This is a genomic window from Terriglobia bacterium (assembly GCA_035712365.1).
Lineage (GTDB): Bacteria > Acidobacteriota > Terriglobia > UBA7540 > UBA7540 > SCRD01.
The window spans coordinates 137,304-162,826 of sequence record DASTAW010000039.1 but is presented as its reverse complement, the minus strand read 5'-3'; the positions used below and the strand labels follow the sequence as shown (position 1 = coordinate 162,826).

At 59.5% G+C, this 25,523-nt stretch carries 15 protein-coding genes; 2 read left to right on the top strand and 13 right to left on the bottom strand.

Annotated features, from left to right (window positions below; genetic code table 11):
* Positions 1–76: 76 nt before the first annotated feature.
* The 8 genes from VFQ24_11955 to VFQ24_11920 form a co-directional block, all read right to left on the bottom strand.
* Complete coding sequence (locus VFQ24_11955) at positions 77–1,555, bottom strand: sulfatase-like hydrolase/transferase (protein HET9179062.1); 1,479 nt, start codon at positions 1,553–1,555, stop codon at positions 77–79.
* Positions 1,556–1,829: 274 nt separating this feature from the next.
* Positions 1,830–2,702, bottom strand: coding sequence for a cupin domain-containing protein (locus VFQ24_11950; GenBank protein HET9179061.1), 873 nt, complete (start codon positions 2,700–2,702; stop codon positions 1,830–1,832).
* Between the two features lie 190 nt (positions 2,703–2,892).
* Positions 2,893–3,273 carry a cytochrome c gene (locus VFQ24_11945; GenBank protein HET9179060.1) on the bottom strand — a complete coding sequence of 127 codons (381 nt, stop codon included), beginning with the start codon at positions 3,271–3,273 and terminating at the stop codon, positions 2,893–2,895.
* A gap of 15 nt (positions 3,274–3,288) precedes the next feature.
* Positions 3,289–3,828, bottom strand: a complete 540-nt coding sequence (locus VFQ24_11940; GenBank protein HET9179059.1) for a quinol:electron acceptor oxidoreductase subunit ActD — start codon at positions 3,826–3,828, stop codon at positions 3,289–3,291.
* A complete protein-coding gene (gene nrfD / locus VFQ24_11935) occupies positions 3,829–5,187 on the bottom strand; it encodes an NrfD/PsrC family molybdoenzyme membrane anchor subunit (GenBank protein ID HET9179058.1) in 1,359 nt (452 codons plus the stop codon).
* Positions 5,171–5,878 carry a 4Fe-4S dicluster domain-containing protein gene (locus tag VFQ24_11930; GenBank protein ID HET9179057.1) on the bottom strand — a complete coding sequence of 236 codons (708 nt, stop codon included), beginning with the start codon at positions 5,876–5,878 and terminating at the stop codon, positions 5,171–5,173. The genes nrfD and VFQ24_11930 overlap by 17 nt, the downstream gene beginning before the upstream one ends.
* A gap of 51 nt (positions 5,879–5,929) precedes the next feature.
* Positions 5,930–8,194, bottom strand: a complete 2,265-nt coding sequence (locus VFQ24_11925) for a molybdopterin-dependent oxidoreductase (GenBank protein HET9179056.1) — start codon at positions 8,192–8,194, stop codon at positions 5,930–5,932.
* A gap of 61 nt (positions 8,195–8,255) precedes the next feature.
* Positions 8,256–8,885 carry a cytochrome c3 family protein gene (locus VFQ24_11920; protein HET9179055.1) on the bottom strand — a complete coding sequence of 210 codons (630 nt, stop codon included), beginning with the start codon at positions 8,883–8,885 and terminating at the stop codon, positions 8,256–8,258.
* A gap of 575 nt (positions 8,886–9,460) precedes the next feature.
* On the opposite strand from VFQ24_11920, the gene VFQ24_11915 reads away from it, so the two are divergent.
* Both VFQ24_11915 and VFQ24_11910 read left to right on the top strand, forming a co-directional pair.
* Positions 9,461–11,173 carry a DUF4091 domain-containing protein gene (locus VFQ24_11915; protein HET9179054.1) on the top strand — a complete coding sequence of 571 codons (1,713 nt, stop codon included), beginning with the start codon at positions 9,461–9,463 and terminating at the stop codon, positions 11,171–11,173.
* 190 nt (positions 11,174–11,363) lie between these two features.
* Positions 11,364–13,064 carry a CRTAC1 family protein gene (locus VFQ24_11910; GenBank protein HET9179053.1) on the top strand — a complete coding sequence of 567 codons (1,701 nt, stop codon included), beginning with the start codon at positions 11,364–11,366 and terminating at the stop codon, positions 13,062–13,064.
* A 19-nt stretch (positions 13,065–13,083) separates the two neighbouring features.
* Here the strand turns inward: VFQ24_11910 and VFQ24_11905 are convergent, their stop codons facing one another.
* From VFQ24_11905 to VFQ24_11885, 5 genes are all read right to left on the bottom strand, one after another.
* On the bottom strand, positions 13,084–14,235 hold the full coding sequence (locus VFQ24_11905; GenBank protein ID HET9179052.1) for a tetratricopeptide repeat protein: 1,152 nt from the start codon (positions 14,233–14,235) through the stop codon (positions 13,084–13,086).
* Positions 14,236–14,288: 53 nt separating this feature from the next.
* A complete protein-coding gene (locus tag VFQ24_11900) occupies positions 14,289–15,332 on the bottom strand; it encodes a tetratricopeptide repeat protein (protein HET9179051.1) in 1,044 nt (347 codons plus the stop codon).
* The gene (locus tag VFQ24_11895) at positions 15,329–17,443 is read right to left on the bottom strand and encodes a sulfatase-like hydrolase/transferase (GenBank protein HET9179050.1); all 2,115 of its coding nucleotides are present in this window, start codon (positions 17,441–17,443) and stop codon (positions 15,329–15,331) included. Before VFQ24_11895 ends, VFQ24_11900 begins: the two co-directional genes overlap by 4 nt.
* A 75-nt stretch (positions 17,444–17,518) precedes the next feature.
* Positions 17,519–21,121, bottom strand: coding sequence for a TonB-dependent receptor (locus VFQ24_11890; GenBank protein HET9179049.1), 3,603 nt, complete (start codon positions 21,119–21,121; stop codon positions 17,519–17,521).
* Between the two features lie 404 nt (positions 21,122–21,525).
* Positions 21,526–25,491, bottom strand: a complete 3,966-nt coding sequence (locus VFQ24_11885; protein ID HET9179048.1) for a beta-galactosidase trimerization domain-containing protein — start codon at positions 25,489–25,491, stop codon at positions 21,526–21,528.
* Positions 25,492–25,523 lie beyond the last annotated feature (32 nt).

The following is a 25,523-nucleotide window of genomic DNA, read 5'->3' as shown; positions in this document are numbered from 1 at the left end:
GCGGCTGGCGCGCGTCTCCTCCGCTGCCTCTGAAGAGCGCGCTGATAAAGGACGACCGCGGCGACGGCAGAGGTCCTCAGGGATAGAAGCGGGCTGGATCGATTTGCGGCGCTTCCTCACCGGCATCAACCATCCGCGCCATCAGCCTTTCACGCAGGTACGCAGCAATTTCGGGCAGCGGCCGGTCACCCTCATAATGGACCAGGTGCGGCGGGTCTTTGCGGCCGGCCAGATTCAGCAACTGGTGCGGATCGGCACCAAGGTTGTACATCTGATATTCCTGGTAGTGCATGCTGTGGGGATCGCGGTCTCCGTTGCCGTTGGGATCGAGAACGCAGTAGGTCCACTGATCGGTCCGCAGCGCCCGGGCCACCATCGACGCGCTGATTTGAATGAACGCTTCGCTCCGCCAGTTTGCCCGGCCTTTCGGCTGGTTGAGCAGCGGCAGGAAGCTTCGGCCTTTCATCGAGGCAGGGACCGGAATGCCCGCGGCATCCAGCAAAGCAGGGGTCACGTCCACCATGCTGACCACTTCGCTTACTCTCCGCGACAGGTTCAGCCCTGGCCCTTGCATGATGAGCGGAATGCGGATGGAACTATCGTGCGGGCTTCGCTTGTATTCGGTGTTCCGGGTGCGGAAATGGCAACCATGGTCGCTGATGAACAAAACGATCGTGTTCTCCTCCAGGTTTTCCTCCGCCAGAGTTTTCAGCACGGTCCCAACCGATTCATCAATGCGCTTGATGTCGCCGTAGTAGCCCGGAAGCTGCGCCTGCCAGTCACCGGGAAAGAAGCGCAGGTCTTCGGGCGCGAAGGGATTCTGGTAGCGCTCCGTATATCCCCTGGGCGGCACGAAAGCGTTGACCTCGTTCTGAAAATGCGGCTCGAGCTGCGAAAGGACCAGCAGAAACGGCTTCTGATGGCGCTGCTTCAGGAAGCGCACCGCCAGGTCGGTCAGATAGTCCACCCGGTAAACGTCCTTGAAATGCATCGGCTTGCCATCGCCGTCCCATATAGTGCCTTCATAAGGATGCGAAGTTAATTCAATAACGTTGGACGCTTGCCACAGGTCGAGGAAACCACCGCGATCCTGTGGCTCAACGAATCCCAGACCTGTCTTGCCGTCCGCACTGATCGGCGCCAGGTGCCATTTGCCGACGTAGTTGGCTGTGTATCCGTGACTTCGCAGAATGCTGGCCAGGGTTGGCAGGCTGCGGTCCAATTCAACTCCGGGCGGCAATTTCCACATTCCGGTTTCGGTGGCGTAGCGGCCGGTAAAAAGGCACGCCCGCGAAGGAGAGCACAAGGGCTGATTGGTCACCGCGTTCAGCATCGTGACGCCGCGTTCGGCCATTGCGTCGAGGTTTGGCGTCACGCCCATCGGGTTGCGGCCATTCGCGCCAATAAAATCCCCCCGAAACTGGTCAGCAATGATGATGACAATATTGTGCGGTTTCAGGTTCGGAGATTCCCGAGGCTGCCCGTCAGCGCCCTGCGCCGCTGCGCCCCCTGCCGAAAGAGGAGCCGACGCAGCGGCGGCAAATGACTTCTTCAAAAAATCACGCCGGCTGGATGTTGTTCCTGCTAGATCATCAGCTTCTTGCTTGCTCAATTCTGTCGCACCCCGCAAATGATAATCTCAGCGAGCGTATACCCGTTATTTCGGCTGACGAACGGATTCTTCCGGCCACCGGTTCTCAGCCGCCACAAACGCAAGTATTGTAATCCTGTCCGCGCAGAGGCAACACTCGCAAGTTCAGTTTGTGAGAAACAATTGGCAGCGGCCTGTACGGTTGCTGGAGGTGGCAAAGGCTGCCAGGCGCGGGACGCTAGTTCTGGAAGTCGCGATTAGGAAATGGATACCATGATCGCACCGCCAGAATATGCGCCTTGGTTTTCCCCCGGTTATAGAAACCGACCGTGGAGTTCAGCCGGAAAAAGTAGGCATCGCCGGCGCTGCTGGGATGGAGACCCTCGACGCCGTTATTGCCTCCTCCGGCCACCATGTCGCCGTGCCCGTCGAGGACCAGGTAAATCTCTTCCGCCATCTCGTGGTGATGAGGAAAGTTGGTCCCGTCCGGGGCAAACTCCATCAGAAACAAGCTGGTCACCACAATTCCGCAATCGAGCTTGTCCCTGGTCCCATGCCTGCCTCCCAGAAGCAATCGGTATTGGGTTGATTCCGGATGTCCTGACACCGCTTGCAGCTTGACGTCGTTGGCGTTCGCGATCTGGAGTTGAGAGGGTGGCGCTGGTATGGACGTGCTTCGCGGAATGTTGAATCCCATCACCACAAAGCGGAGCGGCGAGTTCGATGGGTTTGCCATGCCGTGGCGGACCTGCGGTGGAAGGTACATGAAATCGTCTTTCTTAACGGAGGCCTTCTGTCCTCCGTAGCTGAGGGTCCCGCCGCCCGCGAGAACGTAGTAAATCTGTTCTTCGCCCGGGTAGGAGACATCCTTGCACTGGCCTTGGGGATCAATGATGACTTCGCCGAAGCGGGCAACGCTGCGGACGATCCTGGTTTCAGAATCGCCTGCGCCAAAAATAGCTTTGTAGTGGCAGCTCGGCGTGCTGATGTCTGTGGGTTTTTCGGGAGCGTCCGCCAGTTTCCGATGGAGCCAGGTGGGGGCGACCGTCCTTTCCGCGCCGAAAGCGCATGGCACAATGACCAGCAGGAATGCGAACGCGAGACTCTTCATCTTCTTCGACCTCCGATGAGCCTGGGCCTGCCAGAGCCAACAGGCAGTGTGAGGTAGAATACGCCCCTTCAGGATTTCTGGAAAGATGTTTGAGTGGCCCCAACCCGTTGCCGTTCTACCGGTCCTGAGCACCACGGCGGGAAGGGCTCTCAGGCACGGCCTCGCCATGCTGGCATCGAGGCCGGCGGCGTCACAAGGTCTTCAGGTAGTCGATCAGGCTGCTGATGTCTTTCGCTGAGAGCTTGCCCGCAAAGGGCGGCATTGGCATGGGTTTGCCCTGCGGGTTGCCCTTCTCGATCTGCTCGCGGACGTTGGCAACCGTAGCGGGTTTGTGAGAAAAAGGAAGCTGTTTGTTTTTCAATATTCCCTTCAGCCCCGGGCCGATCTTGTTCTTCGCCTGGTCGGAGTAGTGGCACAACGCGCATTGCTGCTCGAATATCTGCTGGCCCGCCTTCGCCGCCGGAGATAATTCTGATTTGCCTTGCGCCCACGAGACAGTAGACGCCGGCAGGGCCAGCGCCAGCGCCGCCACACCAAACCCTCTGACGGCTTTCAACACTCTTCGTCGCATCGTGCCTCCTCAGTTTTAGTTCCCGAACTCTTTCACAGCTTCCGCACCCGCGGCCCGCAACAGGGTCCCAAGCGCTGCGCGCGCGGTCTCCGGCGGGTTGACGACTCCAATCAGGATTTTGCCATTGCTGATGGCGGGATCGTACAGCTTGCGACCGCTCCAGTCCGGAATTCGCGCCGCGATCAACAGCACAAACAAGGTTGTCAGGATGGCTCCCAGCATGGTTAGCTCATAGGTGATGATGCCGTTCGGCCACTTGGTCACCAGTTGCATGCCGCCTGAAATCATCGGGTAGTCCTTCTGGGTAAAGACAACGAATACCCAGCCGCTGAGGCCGCCCACCAACGCGCCGAGCGCGGCAATCCACGGCATCCGTGTCACGTTGTCGCGCTGGCCAAATCCGTACCCCTCATACGGCTCCCCAGAGAGCACCGCGATATCCCTGTCGCTGAAGCCCAACTCGCTCTCGGCGCGCTCCAGCACGTTGAACGCACGCTGCGCTGATCCGGGATCAGGATAAAGTCCGTAGATGGCGTTCATCGGGTTCGTCTCCATTCACCCAACCTGGGCCTGCCCGGCAGCGGCTTCCTGCTGCGCCAGCTCCGGCGCCTCTTCTTTTTTCGGCAGGCCCAGCTTCAGTTCCCAAATCGAGATAATCGGGAACACCCTGGAAAAGATCAGGTACAGCAGGCCGATAGCGGCAAATGTCCCGATTGTGATGATGATTTCCACCCAGCTCGGCCGATACGTCCCGAAGTTGTAGGGCAGATACTTGTAGGAAAGCGATGGAACAATGATCAGGAAGCGTTCGAGCCACATTCCAATAATAATCGGGATGGAAGCCGCCACGGTCCAGCCGATCTTGTTCCGCAGGCTCTTGATGGCCAGAATGGGCGCCGGAATAATGAAATTGCAGAAGACCATGGTCCAGAACAGAGGACCGAAACTTCCAACCTGCGTCGCCCAGAACACAGACATTTCGCCGGGGAAATTGCCATACCAGGTGGTCAGCCGCTCGGCAAAAACAAAGTAAAACCACAGCAGGCTCATCACCAGCAGCAGCTTGCCCAGATTATCAAAATGGATGGGCCTGAGGTATTCCTCCAGGTGCAGCAGCTTGCGCAGCAGGGCCATGGCAACAATCAGGGCGGCGATGCCGCTGAAGATCGCACCGGCCACGAAGTACGGGCCAAAGATGGTGGAATGCCATCCGGGCACCGGCGCCATGGCGAAATCCCATGAAACGATGGTGTGGACTGACACGGCTACCGGAATGATGGCCACCGCCATGATGCGCATGGCCATCTCGAGGCGATGCCACTGCTTGGGCGTGCCCCGCCAGCCGAGCGATATGATGCCGTAGACCTTTTTTCGCCAGCCGCTCGCCCGGTCGCGGATCAGCGCAAAGTCCGGAAAACTGGGGAGCAGGAGGAACGTCACGCTGCCGATCAGGTAGGTGTTGATGGCGAAAAAGTCCCACAGCAGCGGCGAGCGGAACTGCGGCCAGATGCCACGCTCGCTGGGATAAGGAATCAGCCAGAAAAACAGCCACGGCCGTCCCAGGTGAATCAGCGGGAACAATCCCGCAATCGAAAGAGAAAAAACCGTGATGGCTTCCGCGCAGCGGGTCACCGGCCGCCTCCAGCCGGCGTTGCACACGCGCAGGATGGCGGAGATCAGCGTTCCGGCGTGGCTGATGCCAATCCAGAAAACAAAATTGGTGATGTAAACAGCCCAGAATACCGGCCGGTTCAGGCCGGAAACCCCGAGGCCGTAGTACATCTGATAACCCCAGGCGAACAACGCCGCCGCCACCAGAGCGGCCAGCACTGCAGCCGTCACATAGAAACGCCACGTGGCGTGGTAAATCGGCCGCAGTAAATCCTGGTTGATCTGTTCAGGCGTTTTGTTCATCGTGCCAGGTGTCGCGTTTGAGATAAACCACCTTGGGATGAGTTCCCAGTTCTTCCAGAAACGTTGTGCCACGATTCGACTTCGAGAGCCGCGAAACTCTGCTCTCCGGGTCATTCAGGTCGCCAAAAATCATTGCGCCCGCGGGGCAGGACTGCACGCAGGCGGGATTGAATTCGCCATCTTTCAACGGGCGCTTCTCCGCTTTCGCGTTGATTTCCGCAGCCTTGATGCGCTGGATGCAGAATGTGCATTTCTCCATGATCCCTACGGACCGAAGAGAAACGTCAGGATTGAACTGCAGATCAAGCGGCTTGTCCCACACCGGGTTGTAGAAATTGAAGAAGCGCACCATGTAAGGGCAGGCGTTTGCGCAATAGCGCGTGCCGATGCATCGGTTGTAAATCTGGGCGTTCAAGCCTTCGTTGTTCTGATAGCTGGCGTAGGTGGGGCACACGGGCTCGCAAGGCGCATCACTGCATTGCTGGCAGAGCACAGGCCGGTACTTCACCCTGATGTCCGGAAAATCGCCCTCGTAATACCGTTCCACCCGTATCCAGTGCAGGGCGCGCCCGCGCGCCGCCTCGTCGTCACCCACAGTCGCAATATTGTTTTCGGCATGGCACGCCGCCACGCAGGCCTCGCACCCCGTGCATCGGTCTTCGTCGATCACCATGCCCCATCGATGTCCCATAGAGATTTTCACCTTCCAGCCTTCTTGCTGGTTAATCCGCGCCGCTTCTGTCTAGCGCCGGCGGTCTTCGCGCGGCCACTCGCGCAGCCCGCTGCCAAACAGGACCAGCTTGCCCGGCTTGCCGATGCGCGCGATTTTCACCCGCGTTGACGCCCATGCCAGCGCGCCCGTTTCGGCCTGGGCCACCGGGGCCAGAATTTTTACAGGATTTGCGCCCCGGCCACTGGCGTAGCGGCCATAGTTCTCATGCCCCTGGCCCACCGGCATTGCCACCACGTCGGGGGCAATCCCGGGTGCGATCAGGGCCGGCGCCTGCAATTTGCCGTGCTGCGAGGCCACTTCCAGCAGTTCGCCCTGCCGGATGCCTATCCGCTCAGCGGTCTGCGGATTGATCTCCACCCAGGCGCTCCACATGGCGGTCGAGATCGCGTCCGGCATCTCCTGCATCCACGGCAGGTTTGCGTGGCGACCGTCGCCAAACTGCATGGAAGCGTAGGGCAGAAAATTAAAAGGATACTCCTGGGCGTCGCCGTCAAACTGCGGCCCTGACAGCTTAACCGCCACAGACGGTTTCCTCGTCGCGCGCGGTGCTGATGGCGAACCTGCGCCCCACCAGCCGCCCTTCTCCTGGACCTCACTCCAGAAGTCGTCGGCGGATTTTGCGGTAATCGATCCCGGATGGCTGCGAAGCGCGCCGAACGCCGCCTGGAGCATCTCCTGATAGGTCTTCCACGGCAATGCTTTGGCCGCATTCCCGCCCAGTTGCTGCGCCACGTCCAGCAAAACGTCCGGCATGGCGCGCGTGTGGTGCAGCGGATGCATCGTCGGCGGCGCCAGGCTGGCGACCGCCTGCGTCGTTCCCGATTCGGGAATGCTGTCCACCCACGATTCAAGATAAGAATGGTCCGGCAGGACCAGATCCGCCAGAATGCTGGTCTCATCTACAAAGCTTCCAAAGCTTGCGATGAATGAAACCTTCTCCAGCGCCTCCCGCACTCGCCACGCCGGCGGGCTGGCAAAAACCGGATTGGCGTTCGAGACCAGCAGGGTCTCAACAGGCGAAGACCCTTTCAGAATGCCTTCGCAGAGGGCTGCGACAGTTGCTCCCTCCTTGCGGCTCGCGACGTCCGGCATGGGTGGCTGTGGCGTAAAGAATACTCCCCCTGGTTTACCAACGCTTCCCAGCAGCGCGTTGAGCGCGTTGGCCGCCAGCGCACTGGCCAGGCCATTCGTCTGGGCCAGCGGCGCGCCGCCAATCAGGACAACAGCCGGCGGATGCGCTGCCAGCTCACGCGCCAGCCGCTCGATTCTCGCCGCTTCCACCCCGGTCAGTTTTGCGACGGACTCGGGCGGATAGTCCGGCAGTCCTTTCGACCAGCCATCGATCTGCCCTCCTGCTTCGCCGGCGCTTCCGGCGGGCCGCAGGTTCTCTTTCAAAATCACGTGCGCGATGCCAAGGGCCAGCAGACCTTCCGTTCCCGGCTTCGCGTAAACCCACTCGTCAGCGTTTGCGCCGGTCTGCGACATTCGCGCTTCCACCTGCACAAACTTGCCGCGCTGCCCGGGCCGGCCCTGGCGCATAGTCCCATAACCCACATTCTGCGCAACGGGAGAATTCCACGTTCCGAGAAAATCCGCGCCAAAGGAGAGCAGGTAATTTGCGTTGGCGAGGTCAGCGGTCGGCAACTGATGATGGCCGAAACTCAATTCATTGGCACGGCGCAGGACCGTCTGCTCGAAGAATTCAAACTCGACTGCCGGCGGGGCGCCGATCGCGGCAAGGAACTTCTCAATCAGCACCGAGCGGTGACCGGAAAGCGGCGCGGTGAGGAAGGCAACCGCCGACGGCTTGCCCGCCGTCTTCGGCTGCGGCAGGTGCGAGGCCAGTTCCTTGATTCCCTCTTCCCAACTGATTTCCTGGTATTCGCCCGAGCCGCGCGCCCCGGAGCGCCGCAACGGAAATCGTATGCGGTCAGGATTGTAAGTCACCTGTAAGCCTGCCTGCCCCCAGGCGCACAACTTGCCCCGGTTGACAGGATGCGCGGCATTGCCTTCCAGCTTCTTGGCCAGCCCCATGCTCATCAGGCCGATCTGCCCCTTGCGGGTTACTTCAGCCTCGCCCTCCATCACGCGCACCTGAAGGCCGCATCCGGCTGCGCATTGCGTGCAGACCCCGGGCTTCCACTGGGCAACTCCTGGAATCAGCTCCTCTTCCGGGATAAAGCGAATGAGCTGGCGCTCCGGTTTGCCGCAGGCATCGAGCGCCGCTGTAGCGCTGCCCACTGCCGAGATTTTAAGAAAATTGCGACGGTCCATAATGCCCTTCAACTAATGTGCTGCGCAGGTTTCCGCCCGTTTTCGCGCGAAGCCGAAACGCCTAAAAATGACAAGTCGTGCAATCCGTCGGCGCCTTGCGCATCCGATGGCAGCTTACGCAGAAACCCATGTTCAATCCTGCCTTGCGTACGGCGACGGTTTCCTGCCTCATGTCGCCGTGACACGTTGCGCAATCAACGCCCGCGCGGATGTGGGGCGCGTGCCGGAACTTCACATGTACCGACGGGTAGAACCAGAAAACGCGCTGCCAGGGAATCAGCTCACCCTTTTTCTGATAGGCGGCCACTTTCTTGATTTCCGGCTTGTCAGTTGCAATCACCTGGTGGCAGGTCATGCAGAGCTGAACATTGGGGATGGTGGCGTCCGGGCCGTCAGCCACGCCCTTGTGGCAGTCTGTACACTGCATGCCATTCTTCAGATGCACCTTGTGAGTGAAGGCGATTGGCTGCTCGACGTGCGTCGGATATTGGTCAAAGTAGTCCCTGGCCGCTGACTGCATGTTGGGGTGAGCAACGGTGAACTGCCCCGAGGTCGTGTATGAAGGATGTTTCTCCTGCGGCCGATTCCCACTCGAGCAGGAAACACAAGCTGCAAAGAGGCCGGCTGCGATCAGGCCAAATCCAATCCTGTTCCACCCCCTGAAAGTTGCCATCTCGAGCAGTCGACTCATCCTTGAGCGCCGGCCTCGCCGGGAGCGTCACCCGGCAAATTGTCAGCCTTTCCTTTTCAGCCTCTATTATCTGCTGCCGATGAATTCAATAAGCAGGCAAAGTGTCGATTTTTTGTAATCTCTTCGAGACATCAGCCGATTGCGAATCTGGAGCATCAGACTCTCAACAGGTTCACAATTTCCCTGCGGCATCCGATCCTGGCGCATTGTGCCTTCCCGCGAAACTACTTCCTGCTCCACCGAACAGCGTATGACTAAAATCACACCGGAGTTAAGCGTGCCTGAGGATTAAAGATTGCGAACAGGCCGACTGTTGCTTCCATGCAGATGTACCAGGCCAATTGTGAGTCCAGTTTTATACCCTACCGGAGATGGAATGTAAAGTCCATGATAGCAGGATGGAGGGCCCGCATTCGCATGATCTTTTCCCAGCTTGTTGACGGCGCCGGTTACCGAAGCCAGCTCGTTCCACTCTCGCAGATGGCGGTGGGCGGTAATCTGCATAGGGCATTGAGTTCCCAACCGTCGTTTGCTAGTATGGCTGCGCACTGAATCCCGATCAGCGGAAGGTCCCAATGACGTCACGATCGCGCGCAATTTTTCTCTTCAGCTTTGCAGCGGTTTTACTCCTGCTTTCCTGTGGCCCGGGGACGGGCTCGCATGGCCTCAAAGCCTGGTTTGTGGACTCACTGGTCAAGATATTTCCAGGCGACGCTGTTGGCGCCAGCCAACTGGCATCGGCAGAATTCATGGCGGCCCGCAATCAGCACATCAACATCCAGATTGCGCTTCGTTCGACGAGGGCGTTCACCGGCCTGACAGCGAGCCTCGATCCGCCCGAGGACACAACAGGCCACGCGATTGCCGCGTCCAACTTCAGCCTGCGGCAGGTTGGTTACGTGGTGGTCGGCTCTCACACCCAGGGCCCGCCCGCCGATGAACTGGTGGGCACGGCGCCCGGCTGGTATCCCGATCCACTGCTCGCGCTTCCGCTTAACCTTGAAGCGGACCGTACTCATTCCATCTGGGTCGAAATTCACGTACCGCCCGATACCCCGGCGGGCGATTACCGCGGCGCCATCGATCTCAGCGCCGGCCAGGCGGCCCTGGCGCACCTCCCCTTCCATCTGAAGGTCGTGGCGGCAACCGTTCCCCAAAAGCAGACGCTTAACGTCACCAACTGGTTCACACTCGACGGCCAGAGCACCCAGCAGTTCTTCGGCGTGCCCGCTTTTTCTGACGGCTGGTGGAAGCTGGTGGGCAATGTGGCCCAGGTGTTTGCGGAGCATCGCCAGAATGTGGTGATTACTCCGCTGATGGTGCTGGTGCAGCCCAAATGGGCGCGCGGGAAAATGAATTACGACTTCAGCAACTTTGATCGCTGGGTGGAAACCTTCCAGTCCGCGGGCGCTCTGCGATACATCGAAGGCAGCCACCTGCTGACCCGGCCCTACTACACGGCGCCGCTCGGCGTCGAGGTTTTCGCATACGAAGGCGGCAAAATCGTCACCAAAACGCTTCCGCCGGACTCGCCTGAAGTCCGCCGCTTCCTTGCGGACTTTCTCACCGCGCTCGATAAACACCTGGAGAGCAAAGGTTGGAAAACAATTTACCTGCAGCACGTGCTGGACGAAGCCCACGGCGACGAGATTCCTTATTACGGCAAGATCGCGACGCTCGTTCGGCGCTACCTGCCCGGAGTCGAGACCATTGACGCCATCGATGCCCAGCAGATTCCGGAAATCGTCCGCAGCGATTGCGACATCTGGGTGCCGCAACTGGGCAGATTTGACAACGCCGTGGACCTGCTGGAACAGAGGATCAAGAGCGGGCATCCCGTCTGGTATTACACCTGCCTTTACCCACGGGGAAGGTACACCAACCGCCTGATGGATTTCCCGCTGATTAAAACGCGGCTGCTGCCCTGGCTCGACTTTCGCTACAACTTCACGGGCTTCCTGCACTGGGGGGGAAATTACTGGACCCCCGACCCCATTCTTGACACGCAGCCCGTGATTGACAACAACACCGAACTGCTGCCCTCCGGCGATGCGTTTATTTACTATCCCAACCGGAAGCAGTTGACCTTTGACAGCTCAATCCGCATGGAAAGCTTCCTGGCCGGAATCGAAGACTACGAATTGCTGCAGCAACTGAAGGCCACAAATCCTTCTGAAGCCAATCGCCTGGCATCGACCGCCATGTCATCCTTTACGGACTACGTTCGTGATGCGGCCGCGTTCCGGAAGATCGAATCCGATCTCCTGACCGCCGCCTCCCAACCTTAGTTGCCTCGGAGAAAGGCTTATCCATACCTCGCCGCGTGAATTCGTGAATGCCGAGTCCGCAGACCCCGCACCGCCCCACTTGCGAGGGAAGTCGTAGCCGCAAACCTGGAGGACCGTATTTTGCAAGTCTCCAGGTTGTTCCTTGAAAGTTTGCGGATTATGATACTGACCTCTCGATTGGAGGTCTGAGATGAAAAGCTGGACACGCCGTGATTTGTTAAAGACCGGCCTGCTTGTGCCAGCGGTAGCAGCGGCGGCGCATGGAGCTACTGCTCACGAAAAGCCTGCAATGGACAGGCAAGAAACTGCTCCCGCGCCTGTTCGTTTCCAGAATGTTACGGCCGCGTCGGGCGTGCAATTCGTGCTGGAAAACAATCCGACTCCGAGCAAGCACCTGGTCGAAACCATGGCTGGGGGCGTGGCGGCGTTCGATTACGACGGCGACGGGCTGACGGATATCTACTTCACCAACGGGGCGGCTTGGCCGTCTCTCGAGAAGACTTCGCCCAAATACTGGAACCGGCTATACCGGAACCTGGGTGGGTTTCATTTTCAAGATGTGACTGAAAAGGCGGGAGTCGCCGGCGCAGGATACTCCATGGGCGCCGCCGCGGCCGATTACGACAACGACGGCCATGTCGATCTCTTCGTGACGGGGGTCGGCAGGAACATTCTTTATCACAATCGCGGTGACGGGACGTTCGAAGACGTGACCGCACAGGCGGGAATCAAAAGCAGTCCCTGGTCGATTGGCGCCGCCTGGTTTGACTACGATAATGACGGGCGATTGGACCTCTTCGTGGTCAGTTACCTGAAATGGTCGCCGGCGTCAGAACCCTTCTGCGGCGATGCGTCCCGCCAACTGCGCGTCTACTGCCACCCTCGCGCCTTCGAAGGCCTCTCCAATACCCTTTACCACAATGAGGGAAATGGGAAGTTCAAGGACGTTTCGCAGGAGTCCGGCATCGCTGCGTATATCGGCAAGGGAATGGGCGTCGCCATTGGCGACTATGATGGTGACGGTCTCATGGACATTTTCGTCACCAACGACAAGATGCGGAATTTCCTTTTCCACAACCTCGGGCACGGCAAGTTTGAAGAGGTGGGTATGCAGGCGGGCGTTGCTTTGCTTGACACCGGCAATCCCGTGTCAGGGATGGGCGCGGATTTCCGGGACTACGATAACGACGGGCTGCCGGACATTGCTTTCTCGGCGCTTGCAGGCGAGACCTTCCCTCTCTACCGAAATCTGGGGCACGGAGCGTTCGAAGATGTGACCTACTCGAGTAGCATGGCGCTGGCCAGCAGGGTTTACAGCGGGTTTGGACTTGGGATGTTTGATTTTAACAATGACGGCTGGAAAGACCTTTTCACCGCCAACGCTCACGTGAACGATCGGGTGGAGCTCTACGAAGCGACCCAATACAAGCTGCACAACGCCATCTTCCTGAACCGGGGCGACGGAACTTTTCAGGACGCTTCCCAGACCGCCGGACCGGATTTCCTCACGCCGCGGGCGCACCGGGGCGCCGCCTTTGCCGATTTCAACAATGATGGCAGGATTGACGCCGTCGTCACCTCGTTGGGCGAGGCCCCCGAGTTATGGAAAAACGTTACGCCCGGTGAAAATTCCTGGCTGATCTTGAAGCTCGAGGGCGTCCGGAGTAATCGCGACGGAATCGGCGCGGAAATCCATGTGGACGGCCAGTTCAATCACATGACCTCCGCCATGAGCTATGCATCTTCCAGCAACTTCGGCGTCCATTTTGGGACCGGTAAGCTGAAAGGCGCGAAGAAAATCGAAATTCGGTGGCCCAGCGGGACGAGGCAGGTGCTCACCAATGTTCCTACGAATCAGGTGCTGCGCGTTCGCGAACCGTCGTTGCGCTGAACGCGAATTCGCAGTTGCCTCAACGGTAGGGGCCGCCACTCACAGTCGAGGCCTGGGACGGCCCTTTCTTAAACTCCTCGTAATCCGAAAGTGCCTGCTTCGCTGCCCCGGCCTCGCCCGCCATCGCGTAAGCGCGGTAAAGCTGGAAGTGGATGGTCCCATCGTCGTCGGCGGAAAGCGCGGCTCGAAGCAACGGAATCGCCTCCCGGGCTTTGCCGGTCTGCAGCAGCGCCTGGCCGAGCGCGGCCTTGGCAGGCAGGAAACCGGAGTCGGCGGCGATGGCTTTCTCCAGATATGGAATGCTTTTCTCCGGCTGCTGCAAGTTAAGCCAGCATCCTCCCGTTAGAAAGTTCAACACGGCGGAATCGATGCCGTCCTTCCGCATTTCTGCAATCACCTCCAGCGCCGATGCGTAGTCACGCGCTCGAAAGAGCGCCCAGGCCAGGCCCGCCCGCGCCCGCTCATCGTGCGGCTCGAGCGCCAGCGCCTCGCGCCACTGTGTTGCCGCTTCCACCCACTCCGAGTTCTTCTCGCGCAATTCAGCAGCGTGGATATACATTTCGGGCGAGCGAGGCAGTTGTTCCAGCCGGTTGTAAGCCTGCCGGGCCAATTCCCGGTAATGTTCGCTCTGTCCGTTCGTCTGCTCGGAAAGCTTTTCGTAGCACTGGCCCAGGCCATACCAGACCCTGGGATTGTCGGGAATGATTTCGGCAAGTCTCTGGAACTGTTCGGCGGCCTCTTCGTACCGCCGCGCGCCCGAGAGCGCTTCTGCCAGTGCGAGCCGCGCATTGCGGTCAGCGGGTTGCTCTGCCAACGCCTTCTGAAGGGGCGGGATGGCAGAGGCGAATTCACCCAGTTGGAGATAACTGGCGCCCAGAAACAGATTGGCGGCGGGCAATTTCGGCCGAAGCTTGAGCGCTGCCTTTGCCTCCTCCGCCGAATCCTTGTAGCGCCCGGCCTTGTACTGGGCGACGCAAAGGTCAACGCGAAGGCCCGGATGGTTGGGAAACTTTCGAACCAGTTCCTGATAGATGGCCGCGGCCTGCTCGGGTTTTCCTGCAATCACCAAGTCTCTTGCGCGGCTTAATGCCTCCGGAGGCGGAGCAACCTGGGCCCAGAGGGTTGCCGCGCACAGTAATCCTGCGCAGACCCGCCAGGAAAATGTGGCCATTCGCGTGAGACGCCGGGCCCGGCCCGAGGAGGAATTGATTTCGGACATCATGCCTATTTGCGCTGGCTCGGCTGCTTAGCCTTTGCCTCGCGGAACTTTTCCAGGCTCTCCTTCGCTTTCACCTCTTGACCCAGTTTTTCATAAACGTGGGCCAGCAGGAAGAGCGGTTCCGGATAGTTTGGATCAAGCGCCGAAGAGCGCTGCAGCCAGTTGAGACACAAGTCCGTTTTGCCGAGATCGCAAAGCGCTTTTCCGCCCAGATAGAAGTTGCGGGCCGAGTAAGGGTTGCGGTCAGCCGCTTGGGAGGCCAGCGCAAAGGCCTTCTGGGCGTCGCCTTGTTTCAGGTAAAGCTCGGCCAGGTTCCCCAGGAGCCAATCATCGTTCAAGTGTTGCTCATCCACGAGCTTGATGGCCGCCCAAAAGTAGCGCTCGGCTTTCTCATCCTGCCCGCTGGCCTCATAGCACAGGCCGAGGTTGTCATAGGCCTTATACGACCGCGGATTGACCTTCAGCACCCGCTCGAACAGGCCGACGGCCTGGTCCAGCCGGCCTTCCTGATAATAAATCCGGCCCAGCATGTAGGCGCCATCCTCATCGTTGGGGTACCGGTCGAGCAGATCGATCAGGCGATTCTCCGCGGCAGGCACATTGCCGAGAAGATATTCTGCATTGGCTTCGATTTCCATCGCGGCGAGGTTCCGGGGATCTTTGCTTAGCACGCCTTCCGCTTCCCGTTTCGCCTCTGCGAGGCGTTGCGCCATGAAATATACGTTGGCCAGCGCGACCTGGGCGGGAACCGATCCCGGCTGCTGCTTCAGATAGGCCTCGAGCGAGCTGATTGCCACGTCAAACTGCCGCAGATGCGCTTGCGCCTGCGAGAGCTCGATGACAATCTCGGGCTGCGCGGGACACTCACGAAGCGCCTCGGAAAAATCCCGCGCCGCGATTTCATACTGATTTTTGTCGAGAGCGGCTTGCGCGCTTTGCCGGAGCGCCAGGCTGTGGACAGTGTCGCAGGTGGTGTCCAGATTGAGCTGTCCCGTTGTGGGTCCGGGGGCCGCAGCCTGCAACAGCAGGATGAGCAGGAGATAATTCATGGCTCCTTTTGCCCAAGGGACGCCAGCTCGTGGCGCACCTTCGGGATCACGCTGGCGTACTGCGCGGGTGAGGCTTTGGCGAGGAAGGCTTCAAAGCACGCCCGCGCCCGCTTGCGATCGCCCTGCATCTCGTAAATCAGGCCCAGGTTCACCTGCGCCTCCAGCAGGTCAGGGTCAAGCTGGACAGCGCGCTCGAAATACCCGCGCGCCGCTTGAGGCTCCCGGCGTTGAATGGCGATCAGGCCCAGGCCATTTTGCCCCGTGGCATTGTCGGCATCGATTGTCAGAAGTCCTTTGAACGCGCGCTCAGCGTCATCAAGCCTGCCCGATTGCAGGTAGGCTGTGGCCAGGTTGGCCAGGCTCTCCGTGTCGGCGGGATTGTATTTCGTTGCTTTCTGATATTCGACGATGGCTGCGTCCTTCTTCCCTTCGCGAAGCAGCAAGGTGGCGATGTGTGAGTGCAGTTGCCCGCTCTCAATGCCCTTCGCGAGCGCCGTCTCGTAGACTTTCAACGCATCCTTGGGCCGGCCCTCCTTCTGGTATCGCCCTCCAAGCTGGTAGTAGATCGAGGGATTCGTGGGGTCCTCAGCGAGCGCCTGGCGTTCCAGTTCGAGGCGGCGCGCCTCGGGCGTGTTTGACGTCGGGTTCTCGGCCTCGTAAATCAGTTTCAGAACGTGCGTTCGGTCCTTGGGATCAATGCCCTGGCTCGTCAACTCATACGTTCTGGGTGAGTATCCCGAAAGATACCCCAGCGAGAACAGTTCCTCCTCCGTCTGCTTGTTAATCAACTTCATTTCCACTTTTTCCGTCGTCCCGTGGCCTTCGGCTGAGATCACTCCATTCAAAATCGATTGGAACCTTGCAACCTGCACCGGATGCTGCTGAAGCACATTTGTCGTCTCGCCGGGATCGCGGGACAGATCATAGAGCTCCGGCTTCGGGGCGCGGATGTACTTCCAGTGGTCTGTTCGAATCGCGCGAAGCTCCGCCCAGCCCATATTGATTTTGGGATAAAGCGTCTCCGCGTAGGAAATCCCAGTGGAAACCAGCTTGCCCGAGAATGCCGGCGCCAGGCTTGTGCCCTGCACCCGGTCCGGCGCTTTCCCGCCCATCAGCTCGAGCAACGTGGGCAGAAAATCGATGCTTCTCACCTGCTGCTTGATGCGCATTCCGGCGGGGATTCCTGGTCCCGACATCATAAAGACGATCCGCAAGGTTGAATCGTAAACAAAAACCCCGTGCGTGTACTCGCCGTGGTCGCCTAGGCTTTCTCCATGATCGGAGAGAACGGCAATGATCGTGTTACGGGGGTCCTTCTTTCCCAGAACGTCGATCAACCGGCCAAGCTGCTGGTCCACATAGGCGATCTCGCCGTCATAGGGATGCGCCCGATACTGTTCCCGGAAAGGGCTGGGCGGTTCGTAGGGAAGATGCGGATCGTACACGTGTATCCAGAGGAAAAACGGCTTTCCCGACTGCGAGTTCAGCCAGTGAATGGCGTGGTCAACAACCACCCCGGCACGCCGCTCCGGGTCTTCCAGAAATTGCTGGGAAGGCCCCGGCGTGGGCATCTGGTCGTCGTAAACATCAAAACCCAGATTGAATCCAAACCTCTTCTTGAGGACGGCTGAGCCCACAAACGCCGCCGTGTCCCATCCCTGCTGCTGCAGGATTTTCGCCAGGGTAACGGAGGACGCCGGGAGCACGAAACCGCCCGTGTCACGAACGTGGTGCCGGGTGGGATACTCGCCCGTGAAGATGCTGGCATGGGACGGCAGGGTCAGCGGGGCCTGCGCCACAGCCTGCTCAAACAGCACCCCGCGCTCAGCCAGCGCGTCGAGCGTCGGCGTTTTGATATCCTGGTATCCATAACAGTGCAGATGGTCTGGCCGCAGAGTGTCGATGGTGACCACCACCACATTGAGCGGCCGCAACTTGACTGGCGCTTCGCTCTGAGTTTTATGCGAGGAGTTGCAGGAGGTAAACGCCAGCAGGCCCAGGAAACAAAAACCCGCGCACAGGGGCGCAATCCGCCAGCCGGTCCGGCCATGCCGGGAGTCAGCCTTAAGCCACAGCCCTGCGCCGAGAGGGATGATCAACCGGCGCGTCATGACCCTGTATGATAGCACGCGGAGCGGGTAGGTAACACCCGCCCCGCGGAAAGAATCGAACGGCCCGCAGGCGAACTAAAATTCGATGCGGCCGTCTAATTGGACGGTCCGCCCACCGCCACCTGCTAACAACCCGCCAAACTGTGAGGAAGTGACATCGGTGGAAGAGATGTAGGCGTTATGGCGGTTGAAGGGATTGGTCATGGTCATGCCAAGGCCGAAGAACGTCCCCTCCCGTTTGGTGAATGGAAACTTCTTTTCCAAGCGGAAGGTTTCGCCCGGGCTAGCCGGGCCTCGTAGGTTCGTAAGGAATCTGGGAGCTGAACCCACGCGCAAAGGCACTCCATTTCCCGTTTGCGGAACAAGGGAGAATGCCGCCGGATTGATGTACGGCGTCGGGTTGTTCACGTCGACGTTGCTTGCGGCGCCCCCAAGGGTCAATTTCTGGCCCGTCACATCCGGCCGAATCCCGCCAGCGATCCCATCAGGAATCAACAGATTACCCTCTGAGACCTGGACCGAACTTCCAGAGGAATAGTGTTGGATGGCCGACAACTGCCACCCTCCTAGGATTGGGTTGGCCCAGTGCAAGTCGAACTCTCTGCCTTTACCTACCGGGGTCTGGTACACCCAGGTCAACTTGAAATCCGAGGGAATGTTGAACGCAGTAACAGACCTCTCCAACGAGCGGTTTTTATAGTCCTGCATGGTCGCGTAGTAGGCCCCAGGGCCGTTGGCATCCACATAGCCAATCGCCTTGGACCAGGTGTAAGCGGCCAGGAAGCCCAACCCCTTGGTCAGGTGTTTCGTCGCTGTTATTTGCAAGGAGTGGTAATTGGAGTTGGTATTGTAGGGGAAATTCTCGTCCACCCCAAAGTACTGGGGATAGGGTCTCATTGCCTGGGCCACAGTCAGGTTGGTGGGGAAGCTGGCATACGGCAGGAACTGCGGGTGCGCGCCGACCTGTTCAGTGAGGATATCCCCCATGGAAAGCAGGCTCGAGGGCAGGCCGTCGTATTCGCTCCAACCAAGTCCGGTATAAGATTCAAAGGACTGGCCCCCCCAGTCCCGAGTTCCTTTGTTGCCGACATAGGCCACTTCCAGCACCGTCTCCTTGGGCAACAGGTATTGCACCGTGAACTCCCAGTTCTGCACGTAGGTCGGGCGGTTAGCGTCTTTTGCGGTGGTTATTACATTGCTTTGGTAGTTCAACTGGGTCGGGTCCGTGTTGGGAAGCGTGCCCGTAAAACTGGGGTACGGATTGCCCAGGTAAATTGCGGGATCATCCACGAATCCCGTTGGGCTTGTGCCCCCCACCACGTTGTTTGTGCCATTGAATCCGTTCAGGAAACCCGAATAGCCCCAGCCGTTGGCAATGGGCGGCGTGTTGGTTATGGCGTAACCGGTACGAATTACGATCTTGTTGCTGAGTTGGTATGCAAGACCGAAGCGCGGACCGATCAATCCATAGTAGGTGTCGTTGACTCGGCTTTCAAACACCAGCGCGCCCTTGCGGTTGTCCGCTCCCGGGTTGGGGGCTGTCAAATCAACCTCGGACATACGGCCGGTGCGTTCGAAGAACGACGGAATAATTCCCCACCTCAGGCCGAAATTGAGCGACAGCCTCGGGGTCGCTCTCCAGTCATCGGAAAAATAGAGCTCATGGTAAGGCTGACGGAACGCCGAACTGATACCGGAGATTCCGTGGCTGGCGTTATTGGCCCCACCGAGCAAGAAGCTCGCAAATGCATGCCCGGTGGAAGCGTCGAAGCCCGGTGCGTCAGTGGCTCGCGGGGTGAAAGTAAAGCTGCCGGCATCGGAGAGCGAGTTGTCGTTATAAAAATAGCGGGAGTACTGGTACCCGAATTTGAAGGTGTGGGCGCCTTTGATCCAGGTGGCATCGTCCGCCAAGACCTCGCTGCCGTTTTCGCTGAAATCCACGAAACCAACACCCATACGGGCAATTGTCCCACCCTGGTATTCTGCGCCAGAAAATCTGAAGACGGGGCACATGGTGTCGGGCAGGTTTTGGAGTCCCTCCGTCGCTGCGCAGCCATTATTCACGGTGGATGGGAGCGCGCCATTGTTGTTCGTGAACCCATTGTAGCCCAGCGCGGCCCGGTTCAGGAGGGAAGGCGTAATAGTGGTAGTCCATGAAAATCTGCCCATGTATCCCGGCGTGGTTTGCTGCTGCCAACTTTGGGTGAGCGGACCGGGAAAAGGCAGAAACGGCGTGCCGCCATTGTTTTGCCGGTTCCGGTAGCTGCGGTTCCAGTAGCCGGAAAGGCGGTTCTTCTCATTGATGGTGTGATCAATTTTGATGCCGATGATGTGCTCATCGAAAAACGGAGATCCGCCAATCCTGGTGATGTTGTTAATCATTTTGTCATACTGCGGGTTGACGATGCCGACCTTGTTGACAATGTTCGCGGCCGCCGGGTCAAACGCTGAAGGATCGATAATGTTGCCCGGGAAGGGATCGCGGACTGCCTGGCCGTTCACCGTCCTGGTGGTTCTGGGATCGTAGATCTGTCCAAAGATGATGGGCCGCCCCAATGCATCAAAGGCATAGGTTTTGGCGCCAGTGACAGGATCAATGGTACAAACTTGCTGGCCCGATGTCGCGCACGGCTTGGACTGGCCCGTCCAGTTCGGATCCAGGAGGCCTGAAAAATCGCCTGCTCTATATTCCGTCGCGGCCAGGGTCCCGAAACCCCGCGCTCCCAGACTGTTAACTGAGTCATGTTCAAAATTCGTAAAGAAGAAGGTCTTGTCGTGGCCATTGTAAATCTTGGGAATGACCACGGGCCCGCCCAAGGAATAACCATAATTGTTCAGGCGATTCTTGCTTTTCTTCCCACCCGCCGTCTTGGTCTGGAGATCGAGCGCACCCAGCGCTTCGTTCTGGTTGTAATAGAAAGCAGATCCGTGCAGGGCGTTGGTTCCGGACTTGATGGTGAAATTTGCCACGGCAGTCTGTCCGCCGTTATATTGGGCGCTCATGGCGCCTTCCTGCAGCTTGAACTCGCCGATGGCTTCCGCGGAGGGGCTGAATTCGTTGTTGTTGCCCCCGGAGAGATCGGAGCGGCCGACCGGAATGCCGTCAATCAAAATCTCGTGAGAGTATGCCTGTCCGCCGTTAATCGTTCCCGCAAAGGTGCTCCCTTGCGTGCCGGGCAGACTGTCGAAGATGAATTCCTGAATCTGCCGCTGGCCGTCATCAACCATGATGGGCCAGGCCTTGTACTCCTGGGCCGTAATGTAGCGGCCAATTTCGGCCGAGCCCGTTTCGAGGAGTTCGGGCGTGGAACTGACCTCCACCTGCTGCGTGACTTGGCCCACACTAAGCCTCATGTTCACCGTGAGGACCTGTGCAACGCGCAGGATGATGTTCGAGTTTTCGGCGGTTTGAAAGCCCGGGGCGGACGCCCGAATCGAGTAGGTCCCGTAGGGAAGGTAGGGCAAGGTGTAAGCGCCCGCTGAGGTGGTGGTGGTTTTTGATGCCACGCCAGTGGCGGTATTGGTCGCAATGACCGTGGCGCCAGGCACAACCGCGCCCGATGGATCCATGACGGTACCGTTGAGCGTGCCCACAGCGCCCTGCGCCCATGCTTTTTGCTGCATTGCTCCGAAGGCAAGCACCAGAACCAAGCACAATACTTTCAGTAGCGAACGCATGGAATTCCTCCTTAACGCACAGAGTTCCCTCTGTGGTTCGCAGAACTCGCCTCACTTGGATTTCGACCCACCCTACGCAAGAGGAAACAAGCTCGCTTTGCTAGCAAGTGCCTTCGGAAGCCTGACTTGTGTCCCGTCAAAGTTTTCGCACCAGCGCACCGCAGGATGCGAAGATCATTAAGTCTGGCATGAGCAATCGCGCGCTACCCAGCGCCCGACGTAATATCAGTGACTTATCCCACCCAAAATATCCTACAACGGAATTAAAATGTCAATACTATTTTGAAATTTGGAAAGCAACCGAGAGAATTCGAAAGATTTTGCCCCCTGTAGCACCGGTCTTCAGGCCGGCATGTGCCGAGCTCGCCCCAGCGTGACCGGCGCTGCATGGCTCCTGCTCTAGCCTAGTTTACCACCTGAAAACTGGCGGAAGAGGTCTGGTGGGCATACGGTCCGCGCACCGTCACCTGCCATTCTCCAGGCCGGTCATCGAGCGCCAGCGCCACGCTGAACCGTGCCTCGCCATCCTCAAGAGAAAGGTTTCTGCCGTAATATGAAAGGACTTTCCCATCCGGGTTGCGAACATCCACATGGACGGCCTCCGGAAAATCGCTCTGCCCGCCAGGCATCGAGAGTTGAATGCGGAAAGCGGCCGCGCCTCCCTCCTTTACCCTCAGGCTCCCGCCGGCGCCCGCGCCCAGTGCGGTAACTCTCAGGCTGCCAAGGGGTTCCAGAGAGAGCGCCAGGAACAGCGGCTCGCCCTCTGTGAGCGTCTCTTGCACATCTGAAACCTTACCCAGCAGGCGATGCTCTCTCAAATTGTAGACATATCGCTGGGACGGAAGGCGCAGGGTCACCGGCCCCGCGTCCCGGCAGCCAACGCCCGGAAGCACCGCCAGGTAGCGGACTTCGCCTTTCCTGTACCCCACAATTTCCGAGCAGCCAATCCGCTGCCCATTAGCATTGCTGATGTCTGCGACGGGCTGCGCTCCGTCCTCACGCAGGTAATGCTCCAGCAGCTTCAGCATGGGGCCATTCTTCCCGGCATCCCGCAGCTTGTGATAATTGCTCATCCAGAAATTCAGCGTTACCGCCCGTCCCGCGCCGAAAGAATTCTCAATCAGGAAGGGCGTGCCCCCTTCGCTGAAGCCGGCCTTGCCGGAAGTAACTTTCAGCTCCGCCTCGGCGGGAGTAACCATCGCCGGCATTCCCTGCCCATCCCACGACGCATGCAGCGTAAGCGGTCCGGCGTCCTTCGCTTCCGCGCGCGCGTTCGTGTGCTCGACGCCCAGCACATCATCGAGCAGCCCGCCGGTTGCCCAGCGCGCATGGCCGTCCATCAGGCCAGTCTGCGCATCGGCGATCAGCAGGCCGCCACGCCGCACGAATTCGCGGATGGCGGTCACCTCCGCTTTCGAGAGCGCGATGGAATCCGGCAGCACCAGCACCTTGTAGCTTGCCAGGCTGCCCTTGTCGATCTGCTCGGTGGTCACAAAATCATATGAGTATCCGGCATCGCGCAGCGCCTCGAGCCAGTTGGTGCGGTCCTGATGGAACCGCTTGAGGTTCGCGGAAGTTTTGTCACCATCGCTCACCTCGTCCGGAGCAATATGGCCGTCGGTAATCCAGTGGCCGCGAACACTCAGCAGCGAGTAGTGGACGGCAATGCCGCAATTCTCACGCTCGGCGCCGCGCAGCAGCAGCGCCAAGCCCTCATTGCGGAATTCGTTGGTCAGCGCAGCGAGATCGCGCCCCTGCTGGGTGAGCGTCAGGTCGGCATTCAGCGCCGTGTAGTGCCAGAAGAGCGACGCTCCCGTCTGTCCTGCCAGCAGCCGGTGCCAGAGCTCGTGGCGCAATTCCGCGCCGAATCGCTCATAGCCGGTGAAGCCCGTCAGAATCTGGCCTGCGTGGATCGAGCGGTGCAGGTCATCCTGATCGTCCTCCGAATAAGGCTGCAGATACCCGACCACGTGGTCCAGCAGGTACCAGTTGACCGCATTCGACGGCCCAGGCGCCTGCGTGCCGGAGATGCTGGGCAGGCCGCCAGGGTCCTGAGCCTTCACCGTTTCCGCCGCCACCTCGAGGGCGCGCGCGAACGCCTGTTCCATGAAGGTGCGATGGTCCATCCAGCCGGCATAATTTCCTTTGGCCTGCGCCTCGCGGGTGGTGAGCGGCATGACGTCGTCCCAGGCCTTGTAGTCCGTCTCCCACTCCGTGTTCAGCGCCTCCAGGCTTGAATACTGGCCGCGAAGCCAGACCCTGAGGGCCGCCAGGGTCGGCTTGGACCACGAAAAATCCAGCGGATCGCCATAGGAGGTCAGCGAAGATTCATCCGCGAGATAATAAGCAAGCGGCGCGTAGGGCTCGTCCTCTTTCATCGAATCAACGATGGCGGCCCGCAGTTTGTCGAGCCATTCGGGGCTCGAAAGGTCCGGCTCACGAATGAGATATTTGGTGTCGTGGGTCTTGAGATACTGGGCCTTCTGCTCCAGGTAAGGCTTGCGCCGGTACCAGTAAACGCCAAAGCCGGGCGAGTTGACCTCCGCGATCAGCTTGAAGTTGTTCTGCGGACGCCCCACCACCGTCACGCCGATCTTTCGGAATTGCTCTTCGAGCGTGGGCTCCCAAGGTTCGTAGGACGGCGGACCGTACCAGGGCAGAATCAGCTCATAAGCTCCGAACTTCCGGTCGAGGCTGACGAATTCAACCCGCGTCTGCGATTGATCGATGATGTTCTCGCCCGCCGCGTCGCCGCCCAGCAGCGCCGCGCGCACCCAGCCGATGTTGGTGGTGTAATTTCCCACCGGAAGCGCAGCGTGGATAACGCCCTCGCGGGCCGCAGGGGCCGCTTCCGTCACCGTGCCAACGAGGCGCTGGCGATTGTCAAGCAGGTCCACGCGAACTTTTGCCGGCCCGCTCAAGTTCTCTTTGCGTGGCACGGGCGCCCCGCCCGTGGTGGCGGCTCCGCTGCGATCTATCCTCACCGTCACCTGCATCCGGTCGCCGAGCCCGTAGAACTTTTTGTCCGTGATGATGGAAACGATCCTGACCGGCTGCCGGACCGCAAAAGACACCGACCCCCAGGCGTAGCGCTTGCCGTCCGAGGATAAAATAACGTCAACGTCATTACGCCCGGCAGAGGCCGCGCCGGGCAGGTCCAGCACGATTCTGTTGCTGCCGCGCTTCAGCCGCACAGGTTTTGTGACGCTTCCCTGCTCCGCGCCCCACTGGTTGACAAGCTTCACCGAAAGCTCGCCCCTCCTGATGGGCGCGCGGTTCTCGAGAGCAACGGTAAGAGTCTTTGCGCCGGCAGCGCGGCTCTCCACGCGCAGCGGAAGCAGGCGGACCTGCGGGTCCTCGCCGCCTGCCCACATGATCGACCGGCCGAGCAGCGAATAAAAATACTCCCACCAGTGGTCGTCCTGCTTGCCGAGAAAATTCCAGTCGATGTCCGGCGAGAGGCCGTGGTTCACATAGCCGAGCGCCACCACCCTGCCCTTCCCGAACATTTTGGTGGCTACGATGGGCTCGCCCTCGGGCCCTTCCACCAGCAGCTTCGCCTCCGGTCCCAGGCGATACTTGTAATGCTTCAGGTATTCGGCGGGAAACGAATCGAACGGGACGTTATCCGTGATAAAACTCTCCGCCACCGCCTTCCATGCCCCGCCGTTGACGGCATTGGGAAGAACGTGCAAGTGTCCGCTGCTGTCCAATTGATCGGACAGGCAATCGATCAGCGGCGACACCTCCCAAAGCTTTCCGCCGGGCGCCACCGCAACCTCCGGCGCATGGATGTTCATCGCTTGCTCTACCGGCGGCTCGCCGGGCGCGGGAACTCCGGTGGTGGGGTGGATCAGGACCAGTCCCGCGCCTTCCTGAACGCGCTTCAGAATCGCGTCGCGAGCCTCCTGCGGCAGCCGGTTCCATCCGAACAGGCTGGGCAAGACAATCACGTCGTAATGCGCGCTGCTGGCAAGGTCTTCGGAAAGATATTGATAGGTCAGCTTGTAATTCCGCGCTTCGTAATTCTTGCCTGTGCCCACTGTCCAGGTATTCACGTCCCAGGCGGTGTCAATCATTACCGTGTCATAGGTAATGGGAAAGCGTTCCGCCAGCTCCGCCAGCGTTCGTCCTTCGCTGACGCTGGGCACCACCAGGGCGTGGACCGGGTTTCCGGCCCACGGCTGCGCCCAGGCAACATGCGGCGTCTTCACGTCCATGGTGAAGGGGGCGTCAATGCGCTTTTCGGATTTCGGCTGCGCATCCGCGGCTGAACTCACGCTGCGCGCGGTAACCCAGATGCAACACGCCGTCAGAAACACGCTGGCTGCAATTCGAGCACTGCGAATAACTGATCTCGACATTTTCATAGTGTTAACCTTGGAAGCTATGCGGCGCCCCG

Coding starts and splice junctions, on each gene's coding strand:
- VFQ24_11950 (HET9179061.1), bottom strand. CDS start 2,702: ATGAAGAGTCTCGCGTTCGCATTCCTGCTGGTCATTGTGCCATGCGCT.
- VFQ24_11945 (HET9179060.1), bottom strand. CDS start 3,273: ATGCGACGAAGAGTGTTGAAAGCCGTCAGAGGGTTTGGTGTGGCGGCG.
- VFQ24_11940 (HET9179059.1), bottom strand. CDS start 3,828: ATGGAGACGAACCCGATGAACGCCATCTACGGACTTTATCCTGATCCC.
- nrfD (HET9179058.1), bottom strand. CDS start 5,187: ATGAACAAAACGCCTGAACAGATCAACCAGGATTTACTGCGGCCGATT.
- VFQ24_11930 (HET9179057.1), bottom strand. CDS start 5,878: ATGGGACATCGATGGGGCATGGTGATCGACGAAGACCGATGCACGGGG.
- VFQ24_11925 (HET9179056.1), bottom strand. CDS start 8,194: ATGGACCGTCGCAATTTTCTTAAAATCTCGGCAGTGGGCAGCGCTACA.
- VFQ24_11920 (HET9179055.1), bottom strand. CDS start 8,885: ATGAGTCGACTGCTCGAGATGGCAACTTTCAGGGGGTGGAACAGGATT.
- VFQ24_11915 (HET9179054.1), top strand. CDS start 9,461: ATGACGTCACGATCGCGCGCAATTTTTCTCTTCAGCTTTGCAGCGGTT.
- VFQ24_11910 (HET9179053.1), top strand. CDS start 11,364: ATGAAAAGCTGGACACGCCGTGATTTGTTAAAGACCGGCCTGCTTGTG.
- VFQ24_11905 (HET9179052.1), bottom strand. CDS start 14,235: ATGGCCACATTTTCCTGGCGGGTCTGCGCAGGATTACTGTGCGCGGCA.
- VFQ24_11900 (HET9179051.1), bottom strand. CDS start 15,332: ATGAATTATCTCCTGCTCATCCTGCTGTTGCAGGCTGCGGCCCCCGGA.
- VFQ24_11895 (HET9179050.1), bottom strand. CDS start 17,443: ATGACGCGCCGGTTGATCATCCCTCTCGGCGCAGGGCTGTGGCTTAAG.
- VFQ24_11890 (HET9179049.1), bottom strand. CDS start 21,121: ATGCGTTCGCTACTGAAAGTATTGTGCTTGGTTCTGGTGCTTGCCTTC.
- VFQ24_11885 (HET9179048.1), bottom strand. CDS start 25,491: ATGAAAATGTCGAGATCAGTTATTCGCAGTGCTCGAATTGCAGCCAGC.